20 protein-coding genes are annotated in these 21692 nt (G+C 62.6%); 7 read left to right on the top strand and 13 right to left on the bottom strand.

What is annotated here, in order from left to right; translation table 11 throughout:
* Nucleotides 1-86: 86 nt before the first annotated feature.
* The 4 genes from S7S_RS09210 to S7S_RS09225 form a co-directional block, all read right to left on the bottom strand.
* The gene (locus S7S_RS09210) at nt 87-1466 is read right to left on the bottom strand and encodes an NAD(P)(+) transhydrogenase (Re/Si-specific) subunit beta (RefSeq protein ID WP_008737739.1); all 1380 of its coding nucleotides are present in this window, start codon (nt 1464-1466) and stop codon (nt 87-89) included.
* 3 nt (nt 1467-1469) lie between these two features.
* Nucleotides 1470-1745 (bottom strand): NAD(P) transhydrogenase subunit alpha part 2, encoded by a 276-nt coding sequence (locus S7S_RS09215; RefSeq protein WP_008737741.1) that lies wholly within the window; start codon nt 1743-1745, stop codon nt 1470-1472.
* Complete coding sequence (locus S7S_RS09220) at nt 1745-2956, bottom strand: Re/Si-specific NAD(P)(+) transhydrogenase subunit alpha (protein ID WP_008737743.1); 1212 nt, start codon at nt 2954-2956, stop codon at nt 1745-1747. Before S7S_RS09220 ends, S7S_RS09215 begins: the two co-directional genes overlap by 1 nt.
* A gap of 336 nt (nt 2957-3292) precedes the next feature.
* The gene (locus tag S7S_RS09225) at nt 3293-4726 is read right to left on the bottom strand and encodes an ABC1 kinase family protein (RefSeq protein ID WP_008737746.1); all 1434 of its coding nucleotides are present in this window, start codon (nt 4724-4726) and stop codon (nt 3293-3295) included.
* A gap of 244 nt (nt 4727-4970) precedes the next feature.
* Between S7S_RS09225 and S7S_RS09230 the strand changes: the two genes are divergently transcribed.
* Together S7S_RS09230 and S7S_RS09235 are read left to right on the top strand one after the other, a co-directional pair.
* Nucleotides 4971-5780: an alpha/beta fold hydrolase gene (locus tag S7S_RS09230; protein ID WP_008737748.1), complete on the top strand. Its 810-nt coding sequence runs from the start codon at nt 4971-4973 to the stop codon at nt 5778-5780.
* Between the two features lie 127 nt (nt 5781-5907).
* Nucleotides 5908-7050, top strand: coding sequence for an oxygenase MpaB family protein (locus S7S_RS09235; RefSeq protein WP_008737750.1), 1143 nt, complete (start codon nt 5908-5910; stop codon nt 7048-7050).
* Between the two features lie 55 nt (nt 7051-7105).
* Here S7S_RS09235 and S7S_RS09240 read toward each other — a convergent pair whose 3' ends face one another.
* A complete protein-coding gene (locus S7S_RS09240) occupies nt 7106-9256 on the bottom strand; it encodes a carboxy terminal-processing peptidase (protein ID WP_008737752.1) in 2151 nt (716 codons plus the stop codon).
* 72 nt (nt 9257-9328) lie between these two features.
* Between S7S_RS09240 and S7S_RS09245 the strand changes: the two genes are divergently transcribed.
* Nucleotides 9329-10552: a nucleoside recognition domain-containing protein gene (locus S7S_RS09245; RefSeq protein WP_008737754.1), complete on the top strand. Its 1224-nt coding sequence runs from the start codon at nt 9329-9331 to the stop codon at nt 10550-10552.
* On the opposite strand, the gene S7S_RS09250 is transcribed toward S7S_RS09245, so the two are convergent.
* On the bottom strand, nt 10530-11150 hold the full coding sequence (locus tag S7S_RS09250; protein WP_035204950.1) for an alpha-ketoglutarate-dependent dioxygenase AlkB family protein: 621 nt from the start codon (nt 11148-11150) through the stop codon (nt 10530-10532). The genes S7S_RS09245 and S7S_RS09250 overlap by 23 nt on opposite strands.
* A 119-nt stretch (nt 11151-11269) precedes the next feature.
* On the opposite strand from S7S_RS09250, the gene corA reads away from it, so the two are divergent.
* Nucleotides 11270-12220 carry a magnesium/cobalt transporter CorA gene (corA, locus tag S7S_RS09255; RefSeq protein ID WP_008737760.1) on the top strand — a complete coding sequence of 317 codons (951 nt, stop codon included), beginning with the start codon at nt 11270-11272 and terminating at the stop codon, nt 12218-12220.
* Nucleotides 12221-12245: 25 nt separating this feature from the next.
* Here corA and S7S_RS09260 read toward each other — a convergent pair whose 3' ends face one another.
* Together S7S_RS09260 and S7S_RS09265 are read right to left on the bottom strand one after the other, a co-directional pair.
* The gene (locus S7S_RS09260; protein ID WP_035204873.1) at nt 12246-13085 is read right to left on the bottom strand and encodes an MBL fold metallo-hydrolase; all 840 of its coding nucleotides are present in this window, start codon (nt 13083-13085) and stop codon (nt 12246-12248) included.
* An 84-nt stretch (nt 13086-13169) separates the two neighbouring features.
* Nucleotides 13170-13694 carry a hypothetical protein gene (locus S7S_RS09265; protein WP_008737765.1) on the bottom strand — a complete coding sequence of 175 codons (525 nt, stop codon included), beginning with the start codon at nt 13692-13694 and terminating at the stop codon, nt 13170-13172.
* A 129-nt stretch (nt 13695-13823) separates the two neighbouring features.
* Between S7S_RS09265 and yaaA the strand changes: the two genes are divergently transcribed.
* Nucleotides 13824-14603, top strand: coding sequence for a peroxide stress protein YaaA (gene yaaA, locus S7S_RS09270; protein WP_008737767.1), 780 nt, complete (start codon nt 13824-13826; stop codon nt 14601-14603).
* 17 nt (nt 14604-14620) lie between these two features.
* On the opposite strand, the gene S7S_RS09275 is transcribed toward yaaA, so the two are convergent.
* From S7S_RS09275 to hemN, 4 genes are all read right to left on the bottom strand, one after another.
* Nucleotides 14621-14920 carry a sll1863 family stress response protein gene (locus S7S_RS09275; RefSeq protein ID WP_008737769.1) on the bottom strand — a complete coding sequence of 100 codons (300 nt, stop codon included), beginning with the start codon at nt 14918-14920 and terminating at the stop codon, nt 14621-14623.
* Between the two features lie 86 nt (nt 14921-15006).
* Entirely contained in the window at nt 15007-15939 is a 933-nt protein-coding gene (locus tag S7S_RS09280; protein WP_008737771.1) for a universal stress protein, read from the bottom strand.
* A 21-nt stretch (nt 15940-15960) separates the two neighbouring features.
* Complete coding sequence (fnr, locus tag S7S_RS09285) at nt 15961-16668, bottom strand: fumarate/nitrate reduction transcriptional regulator Fnr (protein WP_238582956.1); 708 nt, start codon at nt 16666-16668, stop codon at nt 15961-15963.
* Nucleotides 16669-16743: 75 nt separating this feature from the next.
* Entirely contained in the window at nt 16744-18117 is a 1374-nt protein-coding gene (gene hemN / locus S7S_RS09290) for an oxygen-independent coproporphyrinogen III oxidase (protein ID WP_008737773.1), read from the bottom strand.
* Nucleotides 18118-18371: 254 nt separating this feature from the next.
* Between hemN and S7S_RS09295 the strand changes: the two genes are divergently transcribed.
* Nucleotides 18372-19328: an adenine nucleotide alpha hydrolase family protein gene (locus tag S7S_RS09295; RefSeq protein WP_008737774.1), complete on the top strand. Its 957-nt coding sequence runs from the start codon at nt 18372-18374 to the stop codon at nt 19326-19328.
* 102 nt (nt 19329-19430) lie between these two features.
* On the opposite strand, the gene S7S_RS09300 is transcribed toward S7S_RS09295, so the two are convergent.
* The gene (locus S7S_RS09300; protein ID WP_008737775.1) at nt 19431-20402 is read right to left on the bottom strand and encodes an alpha/beta fold hydrolase; all 972 of its coding nucleotides are present in this window, start codon (nt 20400-20402) and stop codon (nt 19431-19433) included.
* A 210-nt stretch (nt 20403-20612) separates the two neighbouring features.
* On the opposite strand from S7S_RS09300, the gene S7S_RS09305 reads away from it, so the two are divergent.
* Nucleotides 20613-21665: an NAD(P)-dependent alcohol dehydrogenase gene (locus S7S_RS09305; RefSeq protein WP_008737776.1), complete on the top strand. Its 1053-nt coding sequence runs from the start codon at nt 20613-20615 to the stop codon at nt 21663-21665.
* The last annotated feature ends 27 nt before the right edge of the window (nt 21666-21692 follow it).

Genomic DNA, 21692 nt, shown 5'->3' on the forward strand with positions numbered 1-21692 from the left:
CAAAGCCCCTCAGGCCCGCAACTCGCAGACAGCCACCCACAAAAAAGGAGAGCCTCGGCTCTCCTTTTTTGTGGGTGGCTTGAAAATCAGCCTTCTTTGAGGGCAGTAGTAATGTCCAGAATTGCCTGCTTGCCATCGCCGAACAACATCAGCGTGTTGTCCTTGGCGAACAGCGGGTTGGGCAGGCCGGCAAAGCCCGGGCTCAGGGAGCGTTTGACCACCACCACGGTGCGTGCCTTGTCCACGTTCAGGATCGGCATGCCGTAGATCGGGCTGCCTTTGTCCTCACGGGCCATCGGGTTGGTCACGTCGTTGGCACCGATCACGATGACCACGTCGGTCTGTTCGAAGGTCGGGTTGATGGTGTCCATGTCCTTGAGCTTGTCGTAGGACACTTCGGCCTCGGCCAGCAGCACGTTCATGTGGCCCGGCATACGACCTGCCACCGGGTGAATCGCGTACTCCACTTCGGCGCCACGCGCTTCGATGGTATCGGCCAGATCGCGCACGGCGTGCTGGGCCTGTGCCATGGCCAGGCCAAAGCCGGGCACAATCACCACGCGCTGGGCGGTTTCCAGAATCATCGCCACTTCGTCCGGCGATGAGGACTTGACCTTGCCCTGGTAGATTTCGTCCGCATCGATGGCTTCGCCACCTTCGGCCATCACGCCGAACAGCACGTTGGTCAGCGAACGGTTCATCGCCTTGCACATGATCTGTGTCAGGATCAGACCGGACGCACCGACCAGCGAACCGGTGATGATCAGGGCGCTGTTGCCCATGACGAAACCGGCGGCGGAGGCCGCGATACCGGAGTAGGAGTTCAGCAGCGCGATCACCACCGGCATGTCGGCACCACCGATCGGCAGCACCAGCAACAGGCCGAGCAGGGCAGCGGCAATTACCAGGCCCCAGAACACCATGTCGTTGCCGGGGTTGATGACCAGATAGACGATCGCCGCCAGGGAGCCGAGCAGCAGCAGCAAGTTGACGAACTTCATGCCCGGGAAGCCAATCGAGCCGCCGTCAAGCAGTTCCTGCAGCTTGGCGAAGGCCACCAGCGAGCCGGTCAGCGTCACGGTACCGATCAGCACGGCCAGGCCAGTGGCGCCCAGTGCGATGGTGCCGCTGGCGCCCTGGAAATACTCGGCAGCAGCCAGTGCCACAGACGCACCGCCACCAAACCCGTTCAGCAGCGCAATCAATTGCGGCATGGAAGTCATCTGGACCTTGATCGCCAGCACGGCACCAATGGCACCGCCGATCAGCAGGCCGGCAATGATCACTTCATAGGACACAATGCTGTGATGCAGCAGCGTGATGACAGCAGCGATACCCATGCCGGCCGCAGCCAGCAGGTTGCCGCGCACGGCGGTTTTCGGTTTGGTCAGGCCCTTGATGCCGAGCACGAACAATACCGATGCCACGAGATAGGCAATATCAATCCAGTTTTGCGAGATCTGCATGGCTTACTTCCTCTTGAACATCGCCAGCATGCGATTGGTGACCATAAAGCCACCGATCACATTGATGGTCGCCAGCACGACCGCAATAAAGCCGAGCACGTTGATCAGCAGGCCGGCACCGTGGCCAGCAGCGAGCAGGGCGCCAACCAGGGTAATGCCGGAAATCGCATTGGTACCGGACATCAGCGGGGTATGCAGCGTCGGCGGAACCTTGGTGATCAGTTCAACACCGAGAAAGATCGCCAGCACAAACAGCGTCAGTTGAGATACGAAATCCATTATTTCTGCTCCTCTGCAGCAGCTTCCGGCGCAGCCAGCGCCGGCAGGCCCAGCAGGTCACGCATGCGCGCCTGCGGCACATCGCCTTTGTCGGCCACAACGGTTTCCCGCACAATCTCGTCCTCGAAATCCAGTTCGATGCCGCCTTCCTTGTTGATCAGCAGATTGAGCAGGTTTTCCATGTTCTTGCCGAACATCTGGCTGGCATGGAATGCCAGGGTGGACGGCACATTGACCGGCCCGACGATGGTGACGCCGTGCCTGACCACGGTCTTGCCGGCTTCGGTGACTTCACAGTTGCCGCCACGTTCTGCGGCCAGGTCGACGATCACAGAGCCCGGCTTCATGGCCTTGACCATGTCTTCGGTGACCAGGATCGGCGACTTGGCGCCCGGTACGGCGGCGGTGGTGATGACCACGTCCATGCGCGAGACAACCTCGGTCATCAATTCACGCTGGCGCTTGAGGAAGTCCTCGCCCTGGGCCTTGGCGTAGCCGCCAGTGCCTTCGGCAGCGCCGGTATCCAGGTCCAGTTCCACCGGCTTGGCGCCCACGGACAGGATCTGCTCACGTGCAGCGGCGCGTACGTCGTAGGCTTCAACGATGGAGCCCAGGCGCTTGGCGGTGGCGCAGGCCTGCAGGCCGGCCACACCGGCGCCCATGACCAGCACCCGCGACGCATTCAGCGTACCGGCGGCGGTCATGTTCATCGGGAACATGCGGTTGGCTTCATTGGCAGCGAGCAGTACGCACTTGTAGCCGGCCAGCATGGCCATGGAAGACAGCACGTCCATGGCCTGGGCCCGGGTAATGCGCGGCACCAGTTCCAGCGCAATGCCGGTGACCTTCTTTTCCGCCAGGGTAGAGGCGAACTTCGGGTTGGCGAGCGGGTCCATCATGCCGATGACGATCTGGCCATCGCGCAGCAGCGCCATGTCCTCGTCACCGTTGTCCCGGTTGCTGCCGGGTGTCTGGACCTGCAATACCACGTCGGCCTTGCTGAAAATCGTGGCGCGATCGGTGAGCGTGGCGCCGGCCTCCTGGTAGTCTGCATCTGTGTAGCCGGCGGCAAGGCCCGCTTCACGTTCAACAAGCAGTTCGATCTTGTGTTTTTTCAGCAGTGCAGCAACATTGGCCGGAACCAGTGCTACACGCGTCTCGCCGGGACAAATTTCCCTGGGTACACCGATGATCACCTGCGTTACCCCCATTTACGTGGTTCGCTGGATTTGGGATGCCTGCCGCATGACAAGGCAGGCGCTTCTACACTGTTAAATAACCTGGCAACAAGGCGGATCATCCTGATCCGGTTTGTCGCACGCCCCGGAAAAAGCAGTGGAGTTGTTTGAATTTCCTCATCTTCCCGGGGCGTTATCGCTTCGGCATGGTGACATGCCTGGCGATCATTAACCCGTTCCTGACACAGAACCGGCCGGTTCCAGAGGGACCGGCCGGCGGGCAGGGTGCTACCTTATTGCGACATTGGTCGTATGGCAAACATCTCTCGGGCTGATCGCTCCCAAGCGGTCAATTAATGACCAAAACGGTCATTGCCTGCCTGCTGACTCAGTATTTTTTCTGGCTACCAGGGCTCGGTCGGCCTCCTCATGCATGTGAAGAAAGGGCTCCAGGATCGTATTGCCGCGCACCTCGGCCTCGATCACATGCAGGAAGGTATAGGCCCCCAGCAGCTTTCTGGCCAGGAAAATGAACTCTTTCGGCGGTACGTCGAAGTGCCGCGACAGGGCATTGCGGCTGGCGCGGGCGACAATGCGCGACGGCAGGTCACTGTTGCCCCACAGGTATTCGCCCTGTTCGTTGAGCACTTCCGGCGGCGGCGGGTGGCGATCCGGGTCCTGCAGTACCTCGATGGCCTCGAAGCACAGCGCGGAGAATTCATCCAGCACCTTGCGCGGCGTGCCATTGCCGAGAAACCCCAGGGCGTTCAGTGCATCCATCAGGCGAGCCCGATCGTGGTGCCAGGCAGCACGGATCATTTCCCGGCCCGGGCCCAGCACCTCATCGTCGAAATCGCGGATGGCGCCGAAATCCAGCAATACGATCTGGTCCTGCTCCGGGCTGTCGCCCACCCGCAGCAGGTAATTGCCGAAATTCGGGTCGGTCTGCATCTTGTTCCACTCGAACACTTCATGGCAGCACAGCTCCATGATCGCGCGGCCGATAAAGTTCCGGCGCGTCTGCGACAGCTCGAGCACCGCCGGGTCGCTGACACTGACACCGTGTTCGAAGGACAGGCACAGAATATTGTGGGTGGAGTAGGTGGCGAATACCTCTGGCACCACAAAGCGCGCGTCGTCCTTGAGCAGATCACGGAAAAACCGGGTGGTGTAGGCCTCGAGATCGTAATCGACCTCGCGGCTGAGCATGGCCCTGACCTCATCCAGCCATTGATTAAACTGGTCGGTCATGGGCACCATACGACTCAGCCGCAGCAATTGAACGACTGCGCGCAGGTCAGAATCAATGGCGTCAGCCACACCGGGATACTGGATTTTCAGCACCAGTTCCGCGCCATCGGACTTGCGCACTGCGCGGTGGACCTGGCCGAGGGATGCGGCACCGATGGGTTCGCGGTCGATATCCAGCTCGCTGAGCTTGATGTCCCCCAGCTCTTTCCTCAGATGCCGCTCAATCGCAGGCCACTCCAGTGCCGTGGTGCTGTTCTCCAGCGTGTGCAGTGCGGCAGTGACTTCTTCCGGCAGGAAATGCTCGCCGAACAGCGCCATCATCTGGCCGATTTTGACGACCGATCCTTTCAGTTTGCCCAGTTCATGCACCAGTTCCTGGGCCTGGCTGGACAGAATCGCCTTGCGGCGGTCTGCGCGCTGCTCCCGGGGTGTCAGGAAAGTGCCGGCCGTCAGCGTTGCGTAACGTGCGCCGGCGAGAATACCTGCCCGCGCCAGGGAAAAACGTCGTTCAAAGGCGCCTGTCTTGACGCGCTTTACCGTTTTACGAGTCATCGGAATGCAGTGCTCCGGGTCCGGAATGGGTTCAGCGGCGCCGATTCTAGCGTACTTTGCCGCCGGCTGCCGAAGCGGGTGGACGGGGGCGGCCGGGGCGCGGCGGTCAGTAAAGCACACCCTTTGCGGCACACAATACGAATAAGCACTGATGACAGCGGCGGCAAAAGGCACGCATGATCACCGCGGGCCAGAGGATTTGGGGGCAGTGTCCAGAAGGAATTGTCAGGGAGACAGGTGGGCGATGAACGAAACATGGGTGTTACTGCGCGGGCTGGTACGCGAAGCCCGGCACTGGGAGGGGTTTCCCGACATGCTGCGGGCCAGCAGGCCGGGCGCCAGGGTGGAGACGCTGGATCTGCCGGGGAACGGTGACCAGTACCTCAGCGACAGCCCGACCTCGGTCAGCGACATGGTGGACGCACTGCGCGAACAACTGGGCTCGCGCGGCCTGAAGCCGCCGTACCATGTCATGGCGCTGTCGCTGGGTGGCATGGTGGCACTGAACTGGTTACAGCGTTTCCCGGACGAGGTGGCGGCGGCGGTGCTGATCAACACCAGCGCATCAGGCTTCAACCCGTTCTGGCAGCGGCTGCGGCCAGTGAACTACGGACCACTGCTGCGTTTTGCCCTGTACGGGCGTGATATCTATGCGCGCGAACACACCATTCTGCGGCTGACCACCAATATGGTGCCCTCAGCGGAGATGTCCGCCGTGGCCAGCCGCTGGGCCGCCTATGCCGCAAGCCACCCGACCAGCCGCCGGAATGCGCTGCGCCAGCTCTGGGCAGCGATCCGCTTCCGTGCACCGACGCAGTTGCCGGCCACCACGCCCGTGCTGCTGGTCAACGGTGCCGCCGACACGCTGGTGCATCCGCTGTGCTCCGTGACCCTGGCCGGCGCCTGGCGATGTCCGCTGCGGGTGCACCCGCATGCCGGGCATGACCTGCCGCTGGATGCACCCCGCTGGCTGGCAGAAACCGCGCTGAACTGGGTGGATAGCCTGGCCAGCAGTCGCAGTGCCGTTGCTGCCGACCCCGTGCCGGCGAACTGAGCCTGTCACCACCCCTCGCTATACAACCTGCAGATATCCGTTACTCTGCGCGCCGGTGTCCTTGACCGGTTGCCGGGCGCTGTTTAGATTCGTCAGAACTCATGGGTTCTGAACGAGGAAGCGGGGCATGGCAACGCCAGCGGAACTGAAACGACATCTCGCGGGGCCAGCGTCCCCGAGCGAAGCGATCTGGTTTGATCGCTATTCCCACGAACGCCTGCAGGCCTGGCGGCAGGTACAGGACCCGGAAGCCGATGCCTGCACCGCGCTAATGCGCTACCAGCGGCCTACCGGGTTGCTGGAAGAGGTGGAGCAGCGCGCTCGCAGCGAGGGCGGGGTGTTCCGCGATTTCATTGAGCATTGCTATCGAGTGCCCGACTGGGTGGATTTTGAGCAGATGGAGCTTGGGCGCCGGGTCTATCGCCGCTATGCCTCGCTGCAGGGGCTGGTGTTGATGTGCTCCAGCCTGGTGGAAGGCTACGCCCACAACAAGCCGGCCCAGGTGCTGGTGGCCACCGGCCGGCTGCAGAAGGATGTCTCGCGGCGTATCTACGAAACCGGGCAGATGCTGCACAATCTGGTCGGTGAGGACGGGCTGCGGCCCGGCGGTGTTGGCCATCGCACTTTGTTGGAAGTCAGGCTGCTGCACTCCGCGGTGCGCCAGTTTCTGCAGAACAATCCGCGTTTTGATGCACAGCGCTATGATCTGCCGATCAATCAGGAAGACATGGCTGGCACCATCCTGGAATTCGATTTCATGGTGGTACGCGGGCTGAAACGCCTGGGCCTGAGAATTTCCCGCCGCGAACATGCCTCGATGCATTATATGTGGCGCTACGCCGGGCACGTGCTGGGCGTGCGGGAGGCACTGCTGACCACGACGGTGGAGGAGCAGGAAATTCTCGCGCTGCAACTCACGTCACACCTGTACGACCCCACACCGGACAGCGAGCGGCTGGCCAAGGCGTTGCTGCGCGACATGGCCGGCAAACCGCCATTCAATCTGTCCTACGATGTGCTGCTCGCGTTCAGCCGTTACCTGATCGGCGATGCGGTGGCGGATGACCTGAATATTCACAGCAGCGTGCCGGCCGCGATGGCGGTCAGGCTGGTGCGCACGGCTGTCAGCGCGGTGAGTGCCAGTCACCGGTTTGTACCGGATACCTTGCTGCGCCGCATCGAGGACATGAACTTTGCGCTCGGCCGGCGTACGCTGAAGGCGGGGCTGGGAGGTGACCCGGCACGCTGGGGGTTCAAGGCCATGGCCTGACGACAAACACGACAAAAAAAACGGGCCGAAGCCCGTTTTTCTTGTGCGTACGACATTATTCCTGAGCGGTCTTGCCTTCGCTGTTGGCCACCTGCCGGTTTTGCAGCAGCCGCACCAGATCGGCCAGTACTGCGCCGGTTTCCTGCAGATAGGGGTCTGGCTTGTCGCTGTCACCCATTTCATTTTCCGGATCAAGGGAACGCTGCTCGTCCAGAGCCCTCAAGGCTGCCATGTCTTTCAGGGGCTCTTCACCGACCGCCTTGCGGCGGGTGTTCTCGATCGCCAGCCGGCGCACTTCGAATGCCTCCTGCTCGCTGCGGCGTTCCTCTTCGTTCAGTGATACGCTTTCTTTCTGACGCTGCTCTTCCAGCAGCACCAGTTGTTCGCGCACATAGATGAACTCCGGATTCACCGCCAGACGCTGGTCGTGCAACTCGCGCAACGAGGGCAGGTACGGCGTCAGGTTGAACTGTGGCGTGTAGGCGGTCGCGTCGATCTTGTCCCAGGGCAGGGCGTTCGGCAGCGCGCTTTCGCCGATGTCTTCCTTGTCGATCAGGTAGGGCATCTCGATGTCCGGCACAATGCCCAGGTTCTGGTTGCTGGAGCCGGATACGCGATAGAACTTGGCCTGGGTCAGCTTGAGCTGGCCATGGCCCAGCGGCAGCAGCGTCTGGACCGTGCCCTTGCCGAAGGTGTGATCGCCGATAATGATGGCGCGGCCGTAATCCTGCATGGCACCCGCGAAAATTTCCGACGCTGAGGCGGAGAAACGGTTCACCAGTACGGCCATCGGACCGCTGTACAAAGTGCCCGGCACCTTGTCGCGCTCCACCTGCACACGGCCACGGGCATCACGCACCTGTACGGTGGGGCCGCCGCCGATAAACAGCGACACCAGTTGCGTGGCTTCATGCAGCGAGCCACCGCCGTTGTTGCGCAGGTCGATCACCAGGCCGTCAATGGCCGGTTCCTCGTCGTTAAGTTCCTGCAGCAGCCTGGCCACGTCACGGGTGGTGCTGGTGTAATCCGGCTCGCCACGGTTGTAGGCATCGAAATCCAGATAGAAGGCCGGAATGCGGATCACGCCGATGCGTTCCACGCTGTCGTTGGTGCCCGGAATTTCGATGATCTGCTTCTTGGCCGCCTGTTCTTCCAGCATGACCTTGTTGCGCTCGATGGTGATCTCACGCGTGCTGTGCTCGCTGGCGCTGCCGGCGGGGATGATCTCCAGCCGTACCTCGGTGCCTTTCGGGCCACGGATCAGGTTCACGACTTCGTCCAGGCGCCAGCCGATCACGTTGACCATCTCGTCGTCTTCCTGGCCGACGCCGACGATGCGGTCGGCAGACTTCAACTGGCCTGCCTTGGCGGCCGGCCCGCCCGGCACCAGGCGCACCACCTTGGTGTACTCGTCCTCGGCCTGCAGCACGGCACCGATGCCTTCCAGCGAACGGCTCATGCTGATATTGAAGTTTTCCGAGGTATGCGGGGTGAAATAGGACGTGTGCGGATCAAATGTCTGTGTCAGGGCATTGATGTAGATCTGGAACACGTCCTCCGAGGCATTCTGCTGCACCCGGTTGAGCTGGCTGCTGTAACGGCGCTCCAGGCGGGTGAGGATTTCCTCGTCCTTGACGCCGTCCAGGCGCATGGTCAGCACCGCGTTCTTCAGGCGCCGTTCCCAGATATCATCCATGTCCTCTTCGCTGCTGGCCCAGGGCTGCTCGGAGCGGTCCAGCAGCACGCTGTCGCTGCCATCGAAACTGAGCGAGTCAAGGCCTTCGTCCAGACGTGCCAGCAGGTATTCCAGCCGCTCGCCGACGCGCTGCTGGTAGAGGTTGAAGATATCGAACCCGGCGCTCAGGTCGCCGCGACGCAGCTGATCATCCAGCAACAGGCGATAGCGGTCGAAGGCTGCCACATCGCTGGCAAGGAAATAGACCCGGTTCGGGTCCAGATCTCGCAGGTAGCGGTTGAACACTTTTTCCGACAGGCTGTCATCAAAGCGCATCTGCCGGTAGTGCCCCTGCAGGCGATCCACAATGCCGCGCGCGGCACCGGCATGGACTTCTTCGGGCGCCAGGCCACCGGCGGAGACGGGCTCGGGGCGTGGGCTGACGGTGAGGGCGCCGCAGACTTGCAACAGGGCGGCAATCAGCAGGGCAACAATGCTGAGGTTGCGGAGTAACGTGGTGCGTCGTGTCATTATCAGGACCGTTCGCAATGCATGAATGACCGAGTATAAGGTAATGGCCCAGCGTACGACACGGGGTTATGAATGCACTACTTGTTTATCGGTTTCCTGCTGTTTGGCATCCTCGCCGCCCTGATCCGTGCCCTCAGCGGCGATCCGGGTGCCCTGGCGGATACCATGCAGGCGATGTTCAGTGCCGCCAATCTGGCGGTGCAGGTGAGTATCGGTCTGATTGGCGTGCTGACATTGTGGACCGGGCTGTTCCGGCTGGCCGAGCAGAGCGGCCTGGCGGACTGGCTGGCCCGGCGTGTGGCACCACTGCTGGGCCGGCTGATGCCGGACAGCCGCGGCAACAGCCAGGCGATGGCGCCGGTCACCCTGAATCTGTCCGCCAACATGCTCGGGCTTGATAACGCGGCCACGCCGCTGGGCCTGAAGGCGATGCAGGCGCTGCAGGTGGAGAACCACCATCCGGCCAGCGCAACCAACAGCCAGATCATGTTCCTGGTGCTGAATACCTCCTCGGTGACGCTGGTGCCGGTCACGGTGCTGATGTACCGCGCCCAGCAGGGGGCGGCCGACCCCGCCGACGTGTACCTGCCGATGCTGATGGCCACCACGATGTCGACGTTCGTGGGGGTCTGGCTGACCGCCCGTATCCAGAAAATCCGCCTGCTCGACCCGGTGATTCTCGCCGCCGCCGGGCTCTGGCTGCTGCTCCTGTGCGCACTGGGTGCGCTGGCACTGACGCTGCCTGCCCAGGCGGCGGCGACGCTCTCCAGCAGCGTCGGCAATGGCATTCTGCTGGCAGTGGTGGCGCTGTTCCTGCTGATGGCGCACCGGGCCAGGCTGGACGCCTACAGCACCTTCATCGAAGGGGCCAGGGAGGGGTTCGAACTGGCGGTCAGGCTGATCCCGTTCCTGGTGGCGATGCTGGTGGCGATCGCGGTACTGCGCGAAGGCGGTGTCCTCGAATGGCTGCTCGACGGCCTGCGCTGGCTGGCCATGTTGTGCGGCCTGGACACGCGCTTTGTCGACGCACTGCCGGTGGCCCTGCTGAAGCCTTTGTCCGGCAGTGGCGCGCGCGCCATGATGCTGGAAGTGATGCAGACCCACGGTGTGGATTCGCTGGCCGGGCGTATGGCGGCGGTGATGCAGGGCAGCACGGAAACCACCTTTTATGTGCTGGCCGTGTATTTCGGCAGTGTCGGCGTGGTGCGCCTGCGGCATGCCCTGGTGTGCGGACTGGTCGCGGATTTCGCCGGTCTGTTGACGGCGATCCTGGCTACCTATCTGTTTTTCGGTTGATCAGCCGAAAAGTCAGATTAAGGCGTGGCTGCTCAACACGCAGACGTCTGGGCAGGGCGTGTTGCCAGTGCTGCTGCATGGCGGGCGGCATCAGCAGCAGTTGGTTGTGGCGCAGTGGCAGCGTCAGCGCAGTGCGGCGGGCACCTTTGCGGCGCAGCGCGAAGTCGCGGGTGGCGCCCAGCGACAGCGAGGCAATCCAGGGCTGCGGGCCCAGCTCCGGCTCATCGTCTGCGTGCCAGCCCATGCTGTCGCGGCCATCACGGTAGAGGTTGGCCAGCACGCTGTTGAAACGGTGGCCGCAGGCCGCCGCGACCTGGTCACGCAGCCGTGCCAGCGCGGGCGTCCACGGCTGCGGAGTCATCGCCAGCCCGGAGTAGCGGTAGCCGGCGTCAGCATCCCCGTGCCAGCTTTGCAGGCGTGGCACAGGGTGGCTGCGGCCGTACAGGGTAATGCGCGGTTGCTGCCAGGGCAGGGTGGCCGTGAGTTCGGCCAGCAGCGCATCGGCATCGATTGCCGGCAGCAGCGGCTCCCACAGGGCGAGGCCCGGCGTGCCAGGCAGCGTCTGAAAAGCCGGCTTACAACCCGGCGTGCTGGACATGGTGTTTTTGCCTCCGTCGCCGTGCACAATGAGCGGCGCGACGGTGGTGCTCAGGCTGTCACACTCCGCTGCCAGCATCGGCGGCAATGGGATCAGTATTTCGGTGGTGGAAGCATAGCATGCTGTATGTGTTTGATATCGAAAGCGGTGTACTGCGCGAACGGGGCGATCAGCCGAACGAGGTAAAGCAGCTCGAGTCTGCGCGCTGGATTGATCTGGTGGCCCCCGAGGACGATGAAGTCGCGTTGCTCAATGCCATGCGCCGCGGCTCGCTGCCGGATATTGATGATGTCGAGGAGATTGAGTCCTCGGCCCGTTTCTTCACCGACGAGCAGGGCATTCACGTCCACTCGCTGTTCCTGTACCAGAGCGAGGGCCGGCACCGCACGACCACCGTGGCGTTTGTGCTCTCCAATGACCAGTTGCTGACGCTGCGCGACAGTGAGGTGGCGGATTTTCGTCTGATGCGCATGCGCGCCCGGCGCGGCTGGGTGAAGGTGGACGATCCGTTCGACATTCTGCTCAGCGTGCTGGAGCAGAAGGTGGAAAACATGGCCGACAACCTTGAGGACATGCATCGCCAACTCGAGAACGTCAGCCAGATCGTGCTGGAAGACGAGAATTCCGTGATGGAGGATGCCATTGACCGGCTGGCCAAGCTGGAGGACAGCAACGGGAAGACCCGTCTGTGCCTGATGGATACCCAGCGCTCGATCTCGTTTCTGCAGCGTCACTTGCGCAATGATGTGGAGCGCCGCGCCACCTGCCTGGAAATCCAGCATGACCTGGATACGCTGATGACGCACACCAATTTCCTGTTCGAGAAAATCAACTTTCTGATGGATACCGCGCAGGGTTTCATCAATATCGAACAGTCCCAGATCATCAAGACCTTCTCCATCGCCGCAGTGGTGTTCCTGCCGCCGACCATGGTGGCCAGCGTATACGGCATGAACTTCCGCATCATGCCAGAGCTGGACTGGACACTGGGCTACCCGTTCGCGCTGCTACTGATGTTCCTGTCCGGGCTGGCGCCGTATCTGTACTTTAAATACAAGGGCTGGTTCTAGCGCGGCAGGGTGCAGGGTGGGTAGCCTACAACAGCACCCACCGTTCCTCCGCGTCGCGACGGGCGCGCTGTTCCTGCTCCAGCTTGAGCAGATGCGCGAGGAGTGACATGGTGGCCACACCGTGCAAAAACACCGGCACATCATCGTAGACACCTGGCACCAGTTCACTGACCTGGCTGTCCGGATGCTGTGTCAGGGCACGTATCACTTTTTCTTCGCGGCGCAGACGGTGGCCGATGGTGTGGCTGATGTAATCCATCGGTTCGATGATCAGGTCACCGTGGCCGGGCGCCATCACCTGGATGCTTTCATGTTCGAGCTTGCGCAGTGAGGCAAGATAATCGGCCATGGAACCGGAGGGTGGGGCAATCACCACGGTGGAGCCCTGTATCAGGTGATCACCGCTGAACAGCACCCCTTCCTCTTCCAGCAGATAACACAGGTGATTGGAGACATGGCCCGGCGTGGCGATCACACGCAGTGTGCGGCCTTCACCCAGTGACAGGCAGTCGCCGTCGGCCAGTATCTGATCCGGTTGCCACGCCTCGTCCTGCAAGCCGTCATCCGGCGGCAGGGGGCCCAGGCGTCGCACGGCGCCGAACAAGGCTGCATTCGGGGAATGGTCCCGGTGCGTGTGCGTCACCAGTACACAGGTGATGGGCTGGCCGATCTCGGTCGCCGCGGCACGCAGGTTGTCGGCATGGTGGGCATCTTCCGGCCCCGGGTCCAGCAGCACCAGGCCCTGGTCCGATGCCAGCAGATAACTGTTGGTGCCGGGGCCGGTCATCATGCCGGGATTGAGGGCCAGGATACGCCACACGCCGGGCGCGACCAGGCTGGGCTGGCCAGGAATCAGACTGCTCATCGTGAACTCAGGCTGCACAGTGACGGCGGCATTGTGAACCTTTCGGCGATGCTGAGCAAAGCAGGTCACATCCATCAGGTCACATCAGTGGCCGTCCCGCGTATTGGACGCATATCCGCTCACGGACAGCACCTCGATATGCCAGCGCCGATTGCTGTCGGGAGTGGCAGGGTCGGCCAGCAGGCTGTCCGACAGGCGCACCACCTGCGAGTAGGGATAGCTGCCGCCCACAGGCACGTGTTGGCGTACACGGAAGGCCGCACTGCCGATTTCGCGGCATGCGTCCTGGCCGGGAGCGGTGCATTCCTGCAGCACCGCGCGACCCTGGATCAGCGCCACCGGCCAGGCACTCTGGTTGTACACACGGCCGCTGAGACGAATGCCGGTCTCCATGCCACGGGCCTGTTCCACACTCAGGCGCACCTGGTCCGGCGCAATGACGACCATGGCCTGATCGGCCGTGCGCCAGTAGCCCACCCCGAACAGCAGCGCCCCGATCACCACCACGGCCAGCACAAAGGCAAACAGCCGGCGATCCACACGCCAACTGCTCCAGAGCACCACCGCAATGGCGACCAGGCCTGCACACACCAGTAATACACGCAGCATAGTTCCATCCTGTCTGGCCACCGGCCACAGCGCCGATGGGTTGTACCTGTCGCAGTGAAAGGCCGGGCGGGCGAGGCGCCCGCCCGTGGGCCTGATATACTCCCGCGCCAGTATCGCAAGAGGTTGATCATGCTGATTGTAGTTTCGCCTGCCAAGACACTGGATTACCAATCCGATATTCCGCGCCTGCGCACCACCCGGCCCCGTATGCTCGAACAGAGCAGTGAACTGGTCGCCCAGCTCCGTCATCTCGACCCGCCGGCGCTGGCCAGCCTGATGCATGTCAGCGATGCCATCGCGTCATTGAACGTCGCGCGCTTTGCCGAATGGAGTGCGGAGATGCCCCCGGAGCAAGCACGCCCGGCGTTGTTTGCCTTCAAGGGCGATGTCTATACCGGCCTGGATGTGTCGCGCTTCAGCCGTGATGATCTGCAGCAGGCGCAGCAACGGTTGCGCATTCTTTCCGGGCTGTATGGGCTGCTGCGTCCGCTGGACATGATGCGACCTTACCGGCTGGAAATGGGCACACGGTTTGCCAACCATGCCGGTCCGGACCTGTACAGTTTCTGGGATGAGCGCATTACCGCGCTGTTGAACAAGGATTTGCGTGCCGCCGGCACCGATGTGCTGGTGAACCTGGCGTCGAATGAATATTTTCGTGCGGTGCGGCAGAAGGTATTGCAGGCCCGCGTTGTCACGCCGGTCTTTCAGGACGAGAAGAGTGGGCAGTACAAGGTGATCAGCTTCTACGCCAAGAAGGCACGCGGGCTGATGGCAGCCTGGATTCTGCAGCAGCAGATACAGCAGCCGGAACAATTACGTGAGTTCAAGGTGGCAGGTTACCGCTTTCATGCCGCCGCGTCCGACGGGGATACACTGGTGTTCCGTCGCCGGGAAGCGGATCAGTGACTGGCAGGACAGGGTGCTCAGTCAGCACCCTGTCCGAACTCGCCCCGGGCAGACAGCAGGCCCAGGCGCAGGCCATCCCAGGCCAGGTCCAGACCATCACGGATATCTTCCAGCGCCAGCTCGCTCTGGCTTTCCAGATCGGCGATCTTCGCGCGCAGTGTGTCGCTGCGTTGCTTCAGTTCGGCCAGCCGCTCACGGGCCTGGTCACGCAGTTCTTCATTGATGTCTTCCATGCGGTGCTGGAAACGATCGAACTGGTACTCCCAGTCCTCCAGCCGTTGACGCAGATGTTGCAGATAATCGCTGAGGCGGTTCATGCGGTTGTGCTCCTTGCCGTGTTGTCGTTCCCTGAGTATGTGCCGTTCCCCGGCACGCCGTGTTGATACAGATCAGCCCGCCGCGTTCAGTCCTGCCATGGCGAGCTGAAATGTTCATCCTTGACTACCAGCAGGTCGCCACTGGCCTGCTGGGCAATTTTTTCCGCCGTGCTGCCGAGCAGCAAACGGCGCAACGGGCCGCGGTGCACGGTGCCGAGCACCAGCAGTAGCGGCATGTGCATGCTCTGGTATTCGGCCAGCGCGGCGGCGGGGCTGCCTTCCAGCAGCACATGGCGCTCCGCTCCCAGCCCGGCCTGCTCGGCCAGCGCGCTCAGGCGATTCTGGTAGTAGTCGCGCAGATTGCCGGAGGTGTCCACGTAGCTGGGAATGGCTTCGCCGGCGATCAGGATCAGTGCCTCGTCCGGGTGCTCGATCACATGTGCCAGATCCAGCGAGCTGTCGAGTACATCGCTCATTTCGCGCGCGGCACGTACGATGGCAGCATTGAGGCCTTCCAGCCGGCCTTCATCGTGATCCGGGTCGACAGCGGCCAGCACCGGCACGTCGCCCACCCAGGGCGCGTCATTGACGCACAGAACAGAACAGGGTGCCTTGCGCAGCAATTGCCAGTGGCGCGGTGTCAGCAGCAGGCGCTTGAGCGGATGGCTGTCGTCGCCGGCATGCACCACCACCAGCGCCGGACGAGTGTCGAGCACGGCGTCGCGCAATGCTTCGTCATCGTCTTTGACCCATTCGATACGGATATCCACATCAAGGTCCTGGGCGCCGCACTCATCCAGCAAGGCCTCAATGCGCGCCTGCCAACCGTGGTTGACGGCTTTGCGGGCCTGAATCAATGGCGAGGACTCATCGCCGGCGGCACGCACCAGCGCAGCAGAATAGGCATTGACGAACACCACCAGTGGAGCGCGCATGCCTCTGGCCAGGCGAACTCCCTTGATCAGCGCCACCTGCGGCGCCTTGAGCTGGCTGTCGAGAACGACGAATACCGGTTGCATGAGCACTCCTTGTTGTCCCGGTCAACCTGCGTGCAGACGACCCTCGCCACACAGGCGTGGGCGGTCGAGGATTTCCACCTCGCGACCCTCTACCCGAATCAATCCCTGCTGCTGGAACCGGGTAAATATGCGGCTGACCGTTTCGACGGCGAGACCGAGATAATTGGCGATGTCGTAGCGTGACATGGGCAGCCGGAAAATGCGATTGGACAATCCGCGGCGCTGCTGCCGTGCCGCAATGGTGGTCAGCAAGGAGGCAATGCGGTCGTCGGCGGATTTCTTGCTCAACAGCATGTGCAGCGCACGGTCTTCCTGGATCTCGCGGCTCATCAGGCTGAAAAAGTGATGCTGCAGGCTGGGAATGCGGCTGGAAAGTGTTTCCAGGTGGGTAAAGGGAATCTCGCACACGGTCGATGTCTCCAGCGCCTTGGCGGAGGAGATGTGATAGGCGGTGCTGATGCCGTCCATGCCGACAATTTCACCCGGCAGATAGAACCCCGTCACCTGTTCCTCGCCATCTTCCGACATGGCGTAGGTTTTCAGCGCGCCGCTGCGCACGGCGTACACTGCCTCGAACGAGTCCGCAGCCCGGTACAGGTGCTCGCCACGTTTGAGCGCACGTCCCCGGCGGATGATGCGGTCCAGCTCATCCAGCTGCGCCGGCTCCACGGCCAGTGGCAGGCAAATCTGACTGAGACTGCAGTCGTTACAGGATACTCGGGCAGCCAAGGGGGTCTCCCTGTGTTGGTGCGCTATCGCCATGCGGATGTTCATTATACGGCTCCTGTGTCCGGCCTGCAGGTCTCAAATGATGCGGCTGAAGCGCACTGTGTCGGCCGGGCTGTGATAACGGTCAAAACACATCGCCACGGCGCGGGCGGCGAGCCGTCCGCTGTCGGTCAGGTGCAGCCGCCGGCCATCGCGCCGTACCAGCCCGTCTCGTTCGAACGCCGCCAGCGCGGCCAGTTCATCGGCAAAGTAGTGTGTTGTCTGGATGGCCCAGCGGTCATCGAAGGCTGCCAGGTCCACTTCCAGGTGGCAGAGCAGTGACATGATCATGTCGCGCCGGATCTGGTCATCCCGGTCCAGGACATAGCCCTGCGCGACCGGCATTTCGTCGTTCTGCACCGCCGACTGCCAGGTATCGATCTGGCGGTGGTTCTGGGCATACAGGGCACCGATCTGGCTGATTGCCGAGATACCCATGCCGAGCAGGTCTGCATCGCCGTACAGGCTGTAGCCCTGGAAATTGCGATGCAGTGTGCCCGAGCTCTGCGCCATGGCCATGGCGTCGGAGGGCAGGGCGAAATGATCCATGCCGATAAACACGTAGCCGGCGTCGGCGAACAGGTCGCCGGCACGCACCAGCATGCGCAGCTTCTCCATCGGCGCGGGCAGGGCGGCTTCGGAGATCTGCCGCTGGACCTTGAAGCGGGCGGGCAGGTGAGCGTAGTTGTACAGGGAAATACGGTCCGGGCGCAGCGCCAGCAACTGCTCCACGGTGCGCGCCAGGCTCGATTCCGATTGCCATGGCAGGCCGTAGATCAGGTCCACGCTGGTCGAGCGGAAGCCGAAGTCACGCGCCGCGTCGACCACCTCGCGCACGCTGTCATAGGGCTGTACGCGGTTGACGGCCTGCTGCACCCGGGCATCCAGGTCCTGCACACCGATGCTGACACGATTGAAACCCAGGCCGCGCAACAGGCTGATACGGCTGCGCGTGACGGTGCGCGGGTCCAGCTCAATGCCGTAATCACCACGGTCGTTGTCCAGCAAGCGGAAATGGCGTCCGGTCTGGTGCATCAGGCGGGTCAACTGGCCGTCGTCGAGGAAGGTGGGGGTGCCACCGCCCCAATGGATCTGCACTACCGGACGCTGACTGTCCACGAGCGCGCTTTTCTGCGCCATCTCGGCCAGCAGCGTGTCCAGATAAGGCGTTGCGAGACGTTTGTCCCCGGTCACGATGCGATTGCAGGCACAGTAGTAGCAGACGTGCTCACAGAACGGCAGGTGCATGTACAGTGACAGTGGGCGGCGTTCGGCATTGCCCGCGCTCAGGGCATCAAGGTAGTCCTGGTGGGTTACTTCCTCATGGAAGCAATGGGCGGGTGGATAGGACGTGTAGCGGGGCCCCGGCCCGCCATAGCGTTGAATGATGTCAGTACTCCAGGCGCTCATGCAGCCTCCACACCGGGCATTGCCATGAAAAGAGATCCCCCGATCACCGTATACCGGCGCATCATGGCACGTCGGGGCAGGCATCTATTGATCCATATCAATAAACTGGCCGACGGTTCTGTACCGAATAAATCACTTTATGTTTTACAGATAACCTATTGATTGAAATAGCGACATGATGGCCAATTGACCGCAACCAACCCGCCGACAACAATGGGAGCATCAGGCAAGCGGGCGGGTAACAGGGGGTGGCCATGTTCTCACGATTGCTGGTAGTGCTTTCCGGCGACGGGCAGGCAGATCAGGTCTTGCTGCGCCGCGCCGCCGCGCTGCGCCAGGCAGACACCCGGCTGTGTCTCTGGCGTCCGGTACGCAGCCCGCTCGGTGGCCTGGACTATCGCTTCCTGACCCCGGAACTGCGCCAGCAGGTCCGTCACCGCAGCCTGGCCACCGCCCGTGCCGGGCTGGATGAACTCACGGCGGTCCTGCGTGCCGAGGGTTGGCCGGTAAACTACACGCTGACCTGGCTTGAAAAAGACGCTGCGGCATTACTGCACGACACCGTCTGCCAGCAGCAGGCCTCCCTGATACTGATGCGTCGCGATCCCGGCACACTCTCGAGCGACCTGCGGCACTTCCTGCGGCTGGAACAACAGGCCTGCCTCTGGCTGGTGGATACCGACAACAGCCTGCCACCCCAGCGGCTGATCGCCGCGCTGGACACCGGCGCCCACGCTGCCGGCTGCGTCCCGGCCGAGCGTCTGGCCCGACACGCTGCAACGCTGGCCATGCGCCTGTCCATTCCGCTGGAATTGCTGACCGTGGTGCCACAACTGGGCTGGCTGGGAGAATTCGGCGATCTCACCCACGCCCAGGACGATGTGCTCGCCACTCACAGCCAGCGCCTCCAGGTCTTGCGTGGTCTGGCTGCGGAGCAGGGCAGTGGGGTGCCACCAGAAGCGCATCTGTGCGAAGGCGACGCCGGGCCGGCGCTGGTGACCTGGATGAACGACCTGCAGCGGGCCGGTTACAACCGTGTGATGCTGATGATGGGGTGCGGCCAATTGGCCGGCGGCCTGAGCAGTTTCTGGCGCAGTACCATTCCGGAGAAGGTGATGGCCCGGGTCAGCGGGGATTTGTGCATCCTGCCAACCCCGGCTGCGGATGCCGATGACAGCCTGGCTGCCGCTGGTCTGTCACAGGCGGAATAGCCGGTTGTTGAAGAGCAGCCTGTGCTGACGGCTTGATCTGGCCGTCAGCACATCGCAAGGGTGGCTTGCAACAGCCTCAAAAGAGGCTTTTTCAACGCCCCGTCAGGGAACCGACTGCTCTGCCAGGAAGGTCTGCACCGCCTCGACCGTGCCGGACGGATCTTCTTCCTGCGGCACGTGTCCCAGGCCGGGGAACAGGCGCAGCGTGTTATTCGGCAGGTCCTGATGGAAGCGGGTGGCGCTGTCCGGCGGAATAAGCCGGTCCTGGTCGCCCCAGATGATCAGCGCCGGCATGTTCAGTGTGGCCAGCCGCGCCGGCGCGTCCTCGGTGCCGCGCGCCTCGCGGAAACGCGCCGCCAGGGCGGCACGGTTGCCTTCACGCAGGGTCAGATCGTAGTAACGGTCGACCAGTGCTGGCGTTACACGATCCGGGTTGCCGTACACACTGCGCACGCTGGATTCGACCATGCCGCGCGGCAGCACCCGGTTCATCAACTCATTCAGGCCGGGAATCTGCGCAATACGGAAACCGATCGGCATCGACTGGGTTTCAAACAGATAACCGGCTGCATCCACCAGCACCAGCGCAGCAACACGCTCCGGGGCTGCATAGGCGGTTTCCCAGGCCAGCTGGCCACCAAAGGAGTTGCCCGCCACGATGGCGCGCGGCACGTCGAGTTCATCCAGCATGGCCAGCACGAACTGCGTGTAATGCGCCATGCGATAGTCGCCTGCAGGGAACGGGCCGGTGAGGCCAAAGCCGGGCAGATCAAAACGGATGACCCGACGCTGCTGGCTGAGCACGTCGGTCCAGCCCTGCCAGGTGTGCAGGCTGTCCGAGGTCCCGTGCAACAGTACGACCGGCAGGGCCTCCGGGTCTGCGCCCTCGGCCATCTCATCACGCAGATGCACCTGCATGCCCATGACCTCGACAAACTGCGAAGGCGGCTGTGCCCAGCGCCCGGCCAGTTCATCCACGGATTTATCCGGCGCCCAGTTCACGCCGATATAAGCGGCGATAACGATCACCAGGGCCAGCAACAGCACACCGAGAAATTTGAGCAGTCGTAACATAAATGCGGTTCCTTTGCGGAAGCGTGACTTCCGTGATCCAGAGAAACAAACGAAGGCAGCAGGGCGGTCGCCCCGGGTGCTCGCCAGCGGCTCAAGACGATAGCGCCAATTCACGCCACAGACCATGCACGCGGAGCCATAATTCACTGTGCAACACGCTGGCGATGGGTTTACCTTTGCCAGACCCCGCCATGCTGACAGGAGAGATCCATGACCACCAGAGCCTACGGCGCCCACGCTGCGGACAAGCCTCTTGAAGCCATCGATATCGAACGCCGCCCGCCTGGCGCCCACGACATCCAGATCGACATTGCCTATTGCGGCGTCTGCCATTCCGACCTGCATCAGGTCCGCTCAGAATGGGAGGGCACTTTATACCCCTGCGTTCCGGGCCATGAAATTGTCGGTGAAGTGACCGCCGTCGGGAATGCAGTGCAAGGATTCAAGGTCGGCGATACCGTCGGCGTTGGCTGCATGGTCGACAGCTGCCAGCATTGCGCGGCGTGTGACGACGGACTGGAACAGTACTGTGAGAACGGCTTTGTGCCGACCTACAACGGTCGTGTGCAGGACCCGCCGGGGCACACCCTCGGCGGCTACTCGCAACGCATCGTGGTCGACGAAAAATTCGTACTGCGCATCAACCACCCCAAAGAACAGCTCGCCGCCGTGGCGCCGTTGCTCTGTGCCGGCATCACCACGTACTCGCCGCTGCGGCACTGGGGCACAGGCCCAGGCAAAAAGGTCGGCATCGTCGGCATTGGCGGCCTGGGTCACATGGGCATCAAACTGGCCCACGCCATGGGCGCACATGTCGTGGCCTTTACCACGTCGGAAAGCAAGCGCGAAGATGCCCACACGCTCGGTGCGGATGAAGTGGTCGTGACCCGCAATGCGGCTGAAATGAAGGCGCACCGCAGCAGCTTCGATTTCATCCTCAACACGGTGGCGGCCAGCCACAACCTGGATGCCTACACCCAGTTGCTCAAGCGTGACGGCACCCTGACGCTGGTCGGCGTGCCAGAACATCCGCATCCGTCACCAAACATCGGCGCCTTGATCTTCCAGCGCCGTGCAATTGCAGGCTCGCTGATCGGTGGCATCAGGGAAACACAGGAGATGCTGGATTTCTGTGCCGAGAAAGGCATCGTGGCGGACATCGAGATGATCCGCATCCAGGACATCGAGACGGCGTATGACCGGATGCAGAAAAGTGATGTGAAGTACCGGTTTGTGATCGACAGCGCCACGCTGGCGGGCTGAGGCAGAGGACGGTGTGCCGCGTGAGCA

The organism is Isoalcanivorax pacificus W11-5, assembly GCF_000299335.2.
Lineage (GTDB): Bacteria > Pseudomonadota > Gammaproteobacteria > Pseudomonadales > Alcanivoracaceae > Isoalcanivorax > Isoalcanivorax pacificus.

Bases quoted from the DNA above. Each gene is read 5' to 3' on its own strand.
- S7S_RS09210 (WP_008737739.1), bottom strand. From the start codon at position 1,466: ATGCAGATCTCGCAAAACTGGATTGATATTGCCTATCTCGTGGCATCG.
- S7S_RS09215 (WP_008737741.1), bottom strand. From the start codon at position 1,745: ATGGATTTCGTATCTCAACTGACGCTGTTTGTGCTGGCGATCTTTCTC.
- S7S_RS09220 (WP_008737743.1), bottom strand. From the start codon at position 2,956: ATGGGGGTAACGCAGGTGATCATCGGTGTACCCAGGGAAATTTGTCCC.
- S7S_RS09225 (WP_008737746.1), bottom strand. From the start codon at position 4,726: ATGACTCGTAAAACGGTAAAGCGCGTCAAGACAGGCGCCTTTGAACGA.
- S7S_RS09230 (WP_008737748.1), top strand. From the start codon at position 4,971: ATGAACGAAACATGGGTGTTACTGCGCGGGCTGGTACGCGAAGCCCGG.
- S7S_RS09235 (WP_008737750.1), top strand. From the start codon at position 5,908: ATGGCAACGCCAGCGGAACTGAAACGACATCTCGCGGGGCCAGCGTCC.
- S7S_RS09240 (WP_008737752.1), bottom strand. From the start codon at position 9,256: ATGACACGACGCACCACGTTACTCCGCAACCTCAGCATTGTTGCCCTG.
- S7S_RS09245 (WP_008737754.1), top strand. From the start codon at position 9,329: ATGCACTACTTGTTTATCGGTTTCCTGCTGTTTGGCATCCTCGCCGCC.
- S7S_RS09250 (WP_035204950.1), bottom strand. From the start codon at position 11,150: ATGTCCAGCACGCCGGGTTGTAAGCCGGCTTTTCAGACGCTGCCTGGC.
- corA (WP_008737760.1), top strand. From the start codon at position 11,270: ATGCTGTATGTGTTTGATATCGAAAGCGGTGTACTGCGCGAACGGGGC.
- S7S_RS09260 (WP_035204873.1), bottom strand. From the start codon at position 13,085: ATGAGCAGTCTGATTCCTGGCCAGCCCAGCCTGGTCGCGCCCGGCGTG.
- S7S_RS09265 (WP_008737765.1), bottom strand. From the start codon at position 13,694: ATGCTGCGTGTATTACTGGTGTGTGCAGGCCTGGTCGCCATTGCGGTG.
- yaaA (WP_008737767.1), top strand. From the start codon at position 13,824: ATGCTGATTGTAGTTTCGCCTGCCAAGACACTGGATTACCAATCCGAT.
- S7S_RS09275 (WP_008737769.1), bottom strand. From the start codon at position 14,920: ATGAACCGCCTCAGCGATTATCTGCAACATCTGCGTCAACGGCTGGAG.
- S7S_RS09280 (WP_008737771.1), bottom strand. From the start codon at position 15,939: ATGCAACCGGTATTCGTCGTTCTCGACAGCCAGCTCAAGGCGCCGCAG.
- hemN (WP_008737773.1), bottom strand. From the start codon at position 18,117: ATGAGCGCCTGGAGTACTGACATCATTCAACGCTATGGCGGGCCGGGG.
- S7S_RS09295 (WP_008737774.1), top strand. From the start codon at position 18,372: ATGTTCTCACGATTGCTGGTAGTGCTTTCCGGCGACGGGCAGGCAGAT.
- S7S_RS09300 (WP_008737775.1), bottom strand. From the start codon at position 20,402: ATGTTACGACTGCTCAAATTTCTCGGTGTGCTGTTGCTGGCCCTGGTG.
- S7S_RS09305 (WP_008737776.1), top strand. From the start codon at position 20,613: ATGACCACCAGAGCCTACGGCGCCCACGCTGCGGACAAGCCTCTTGAA.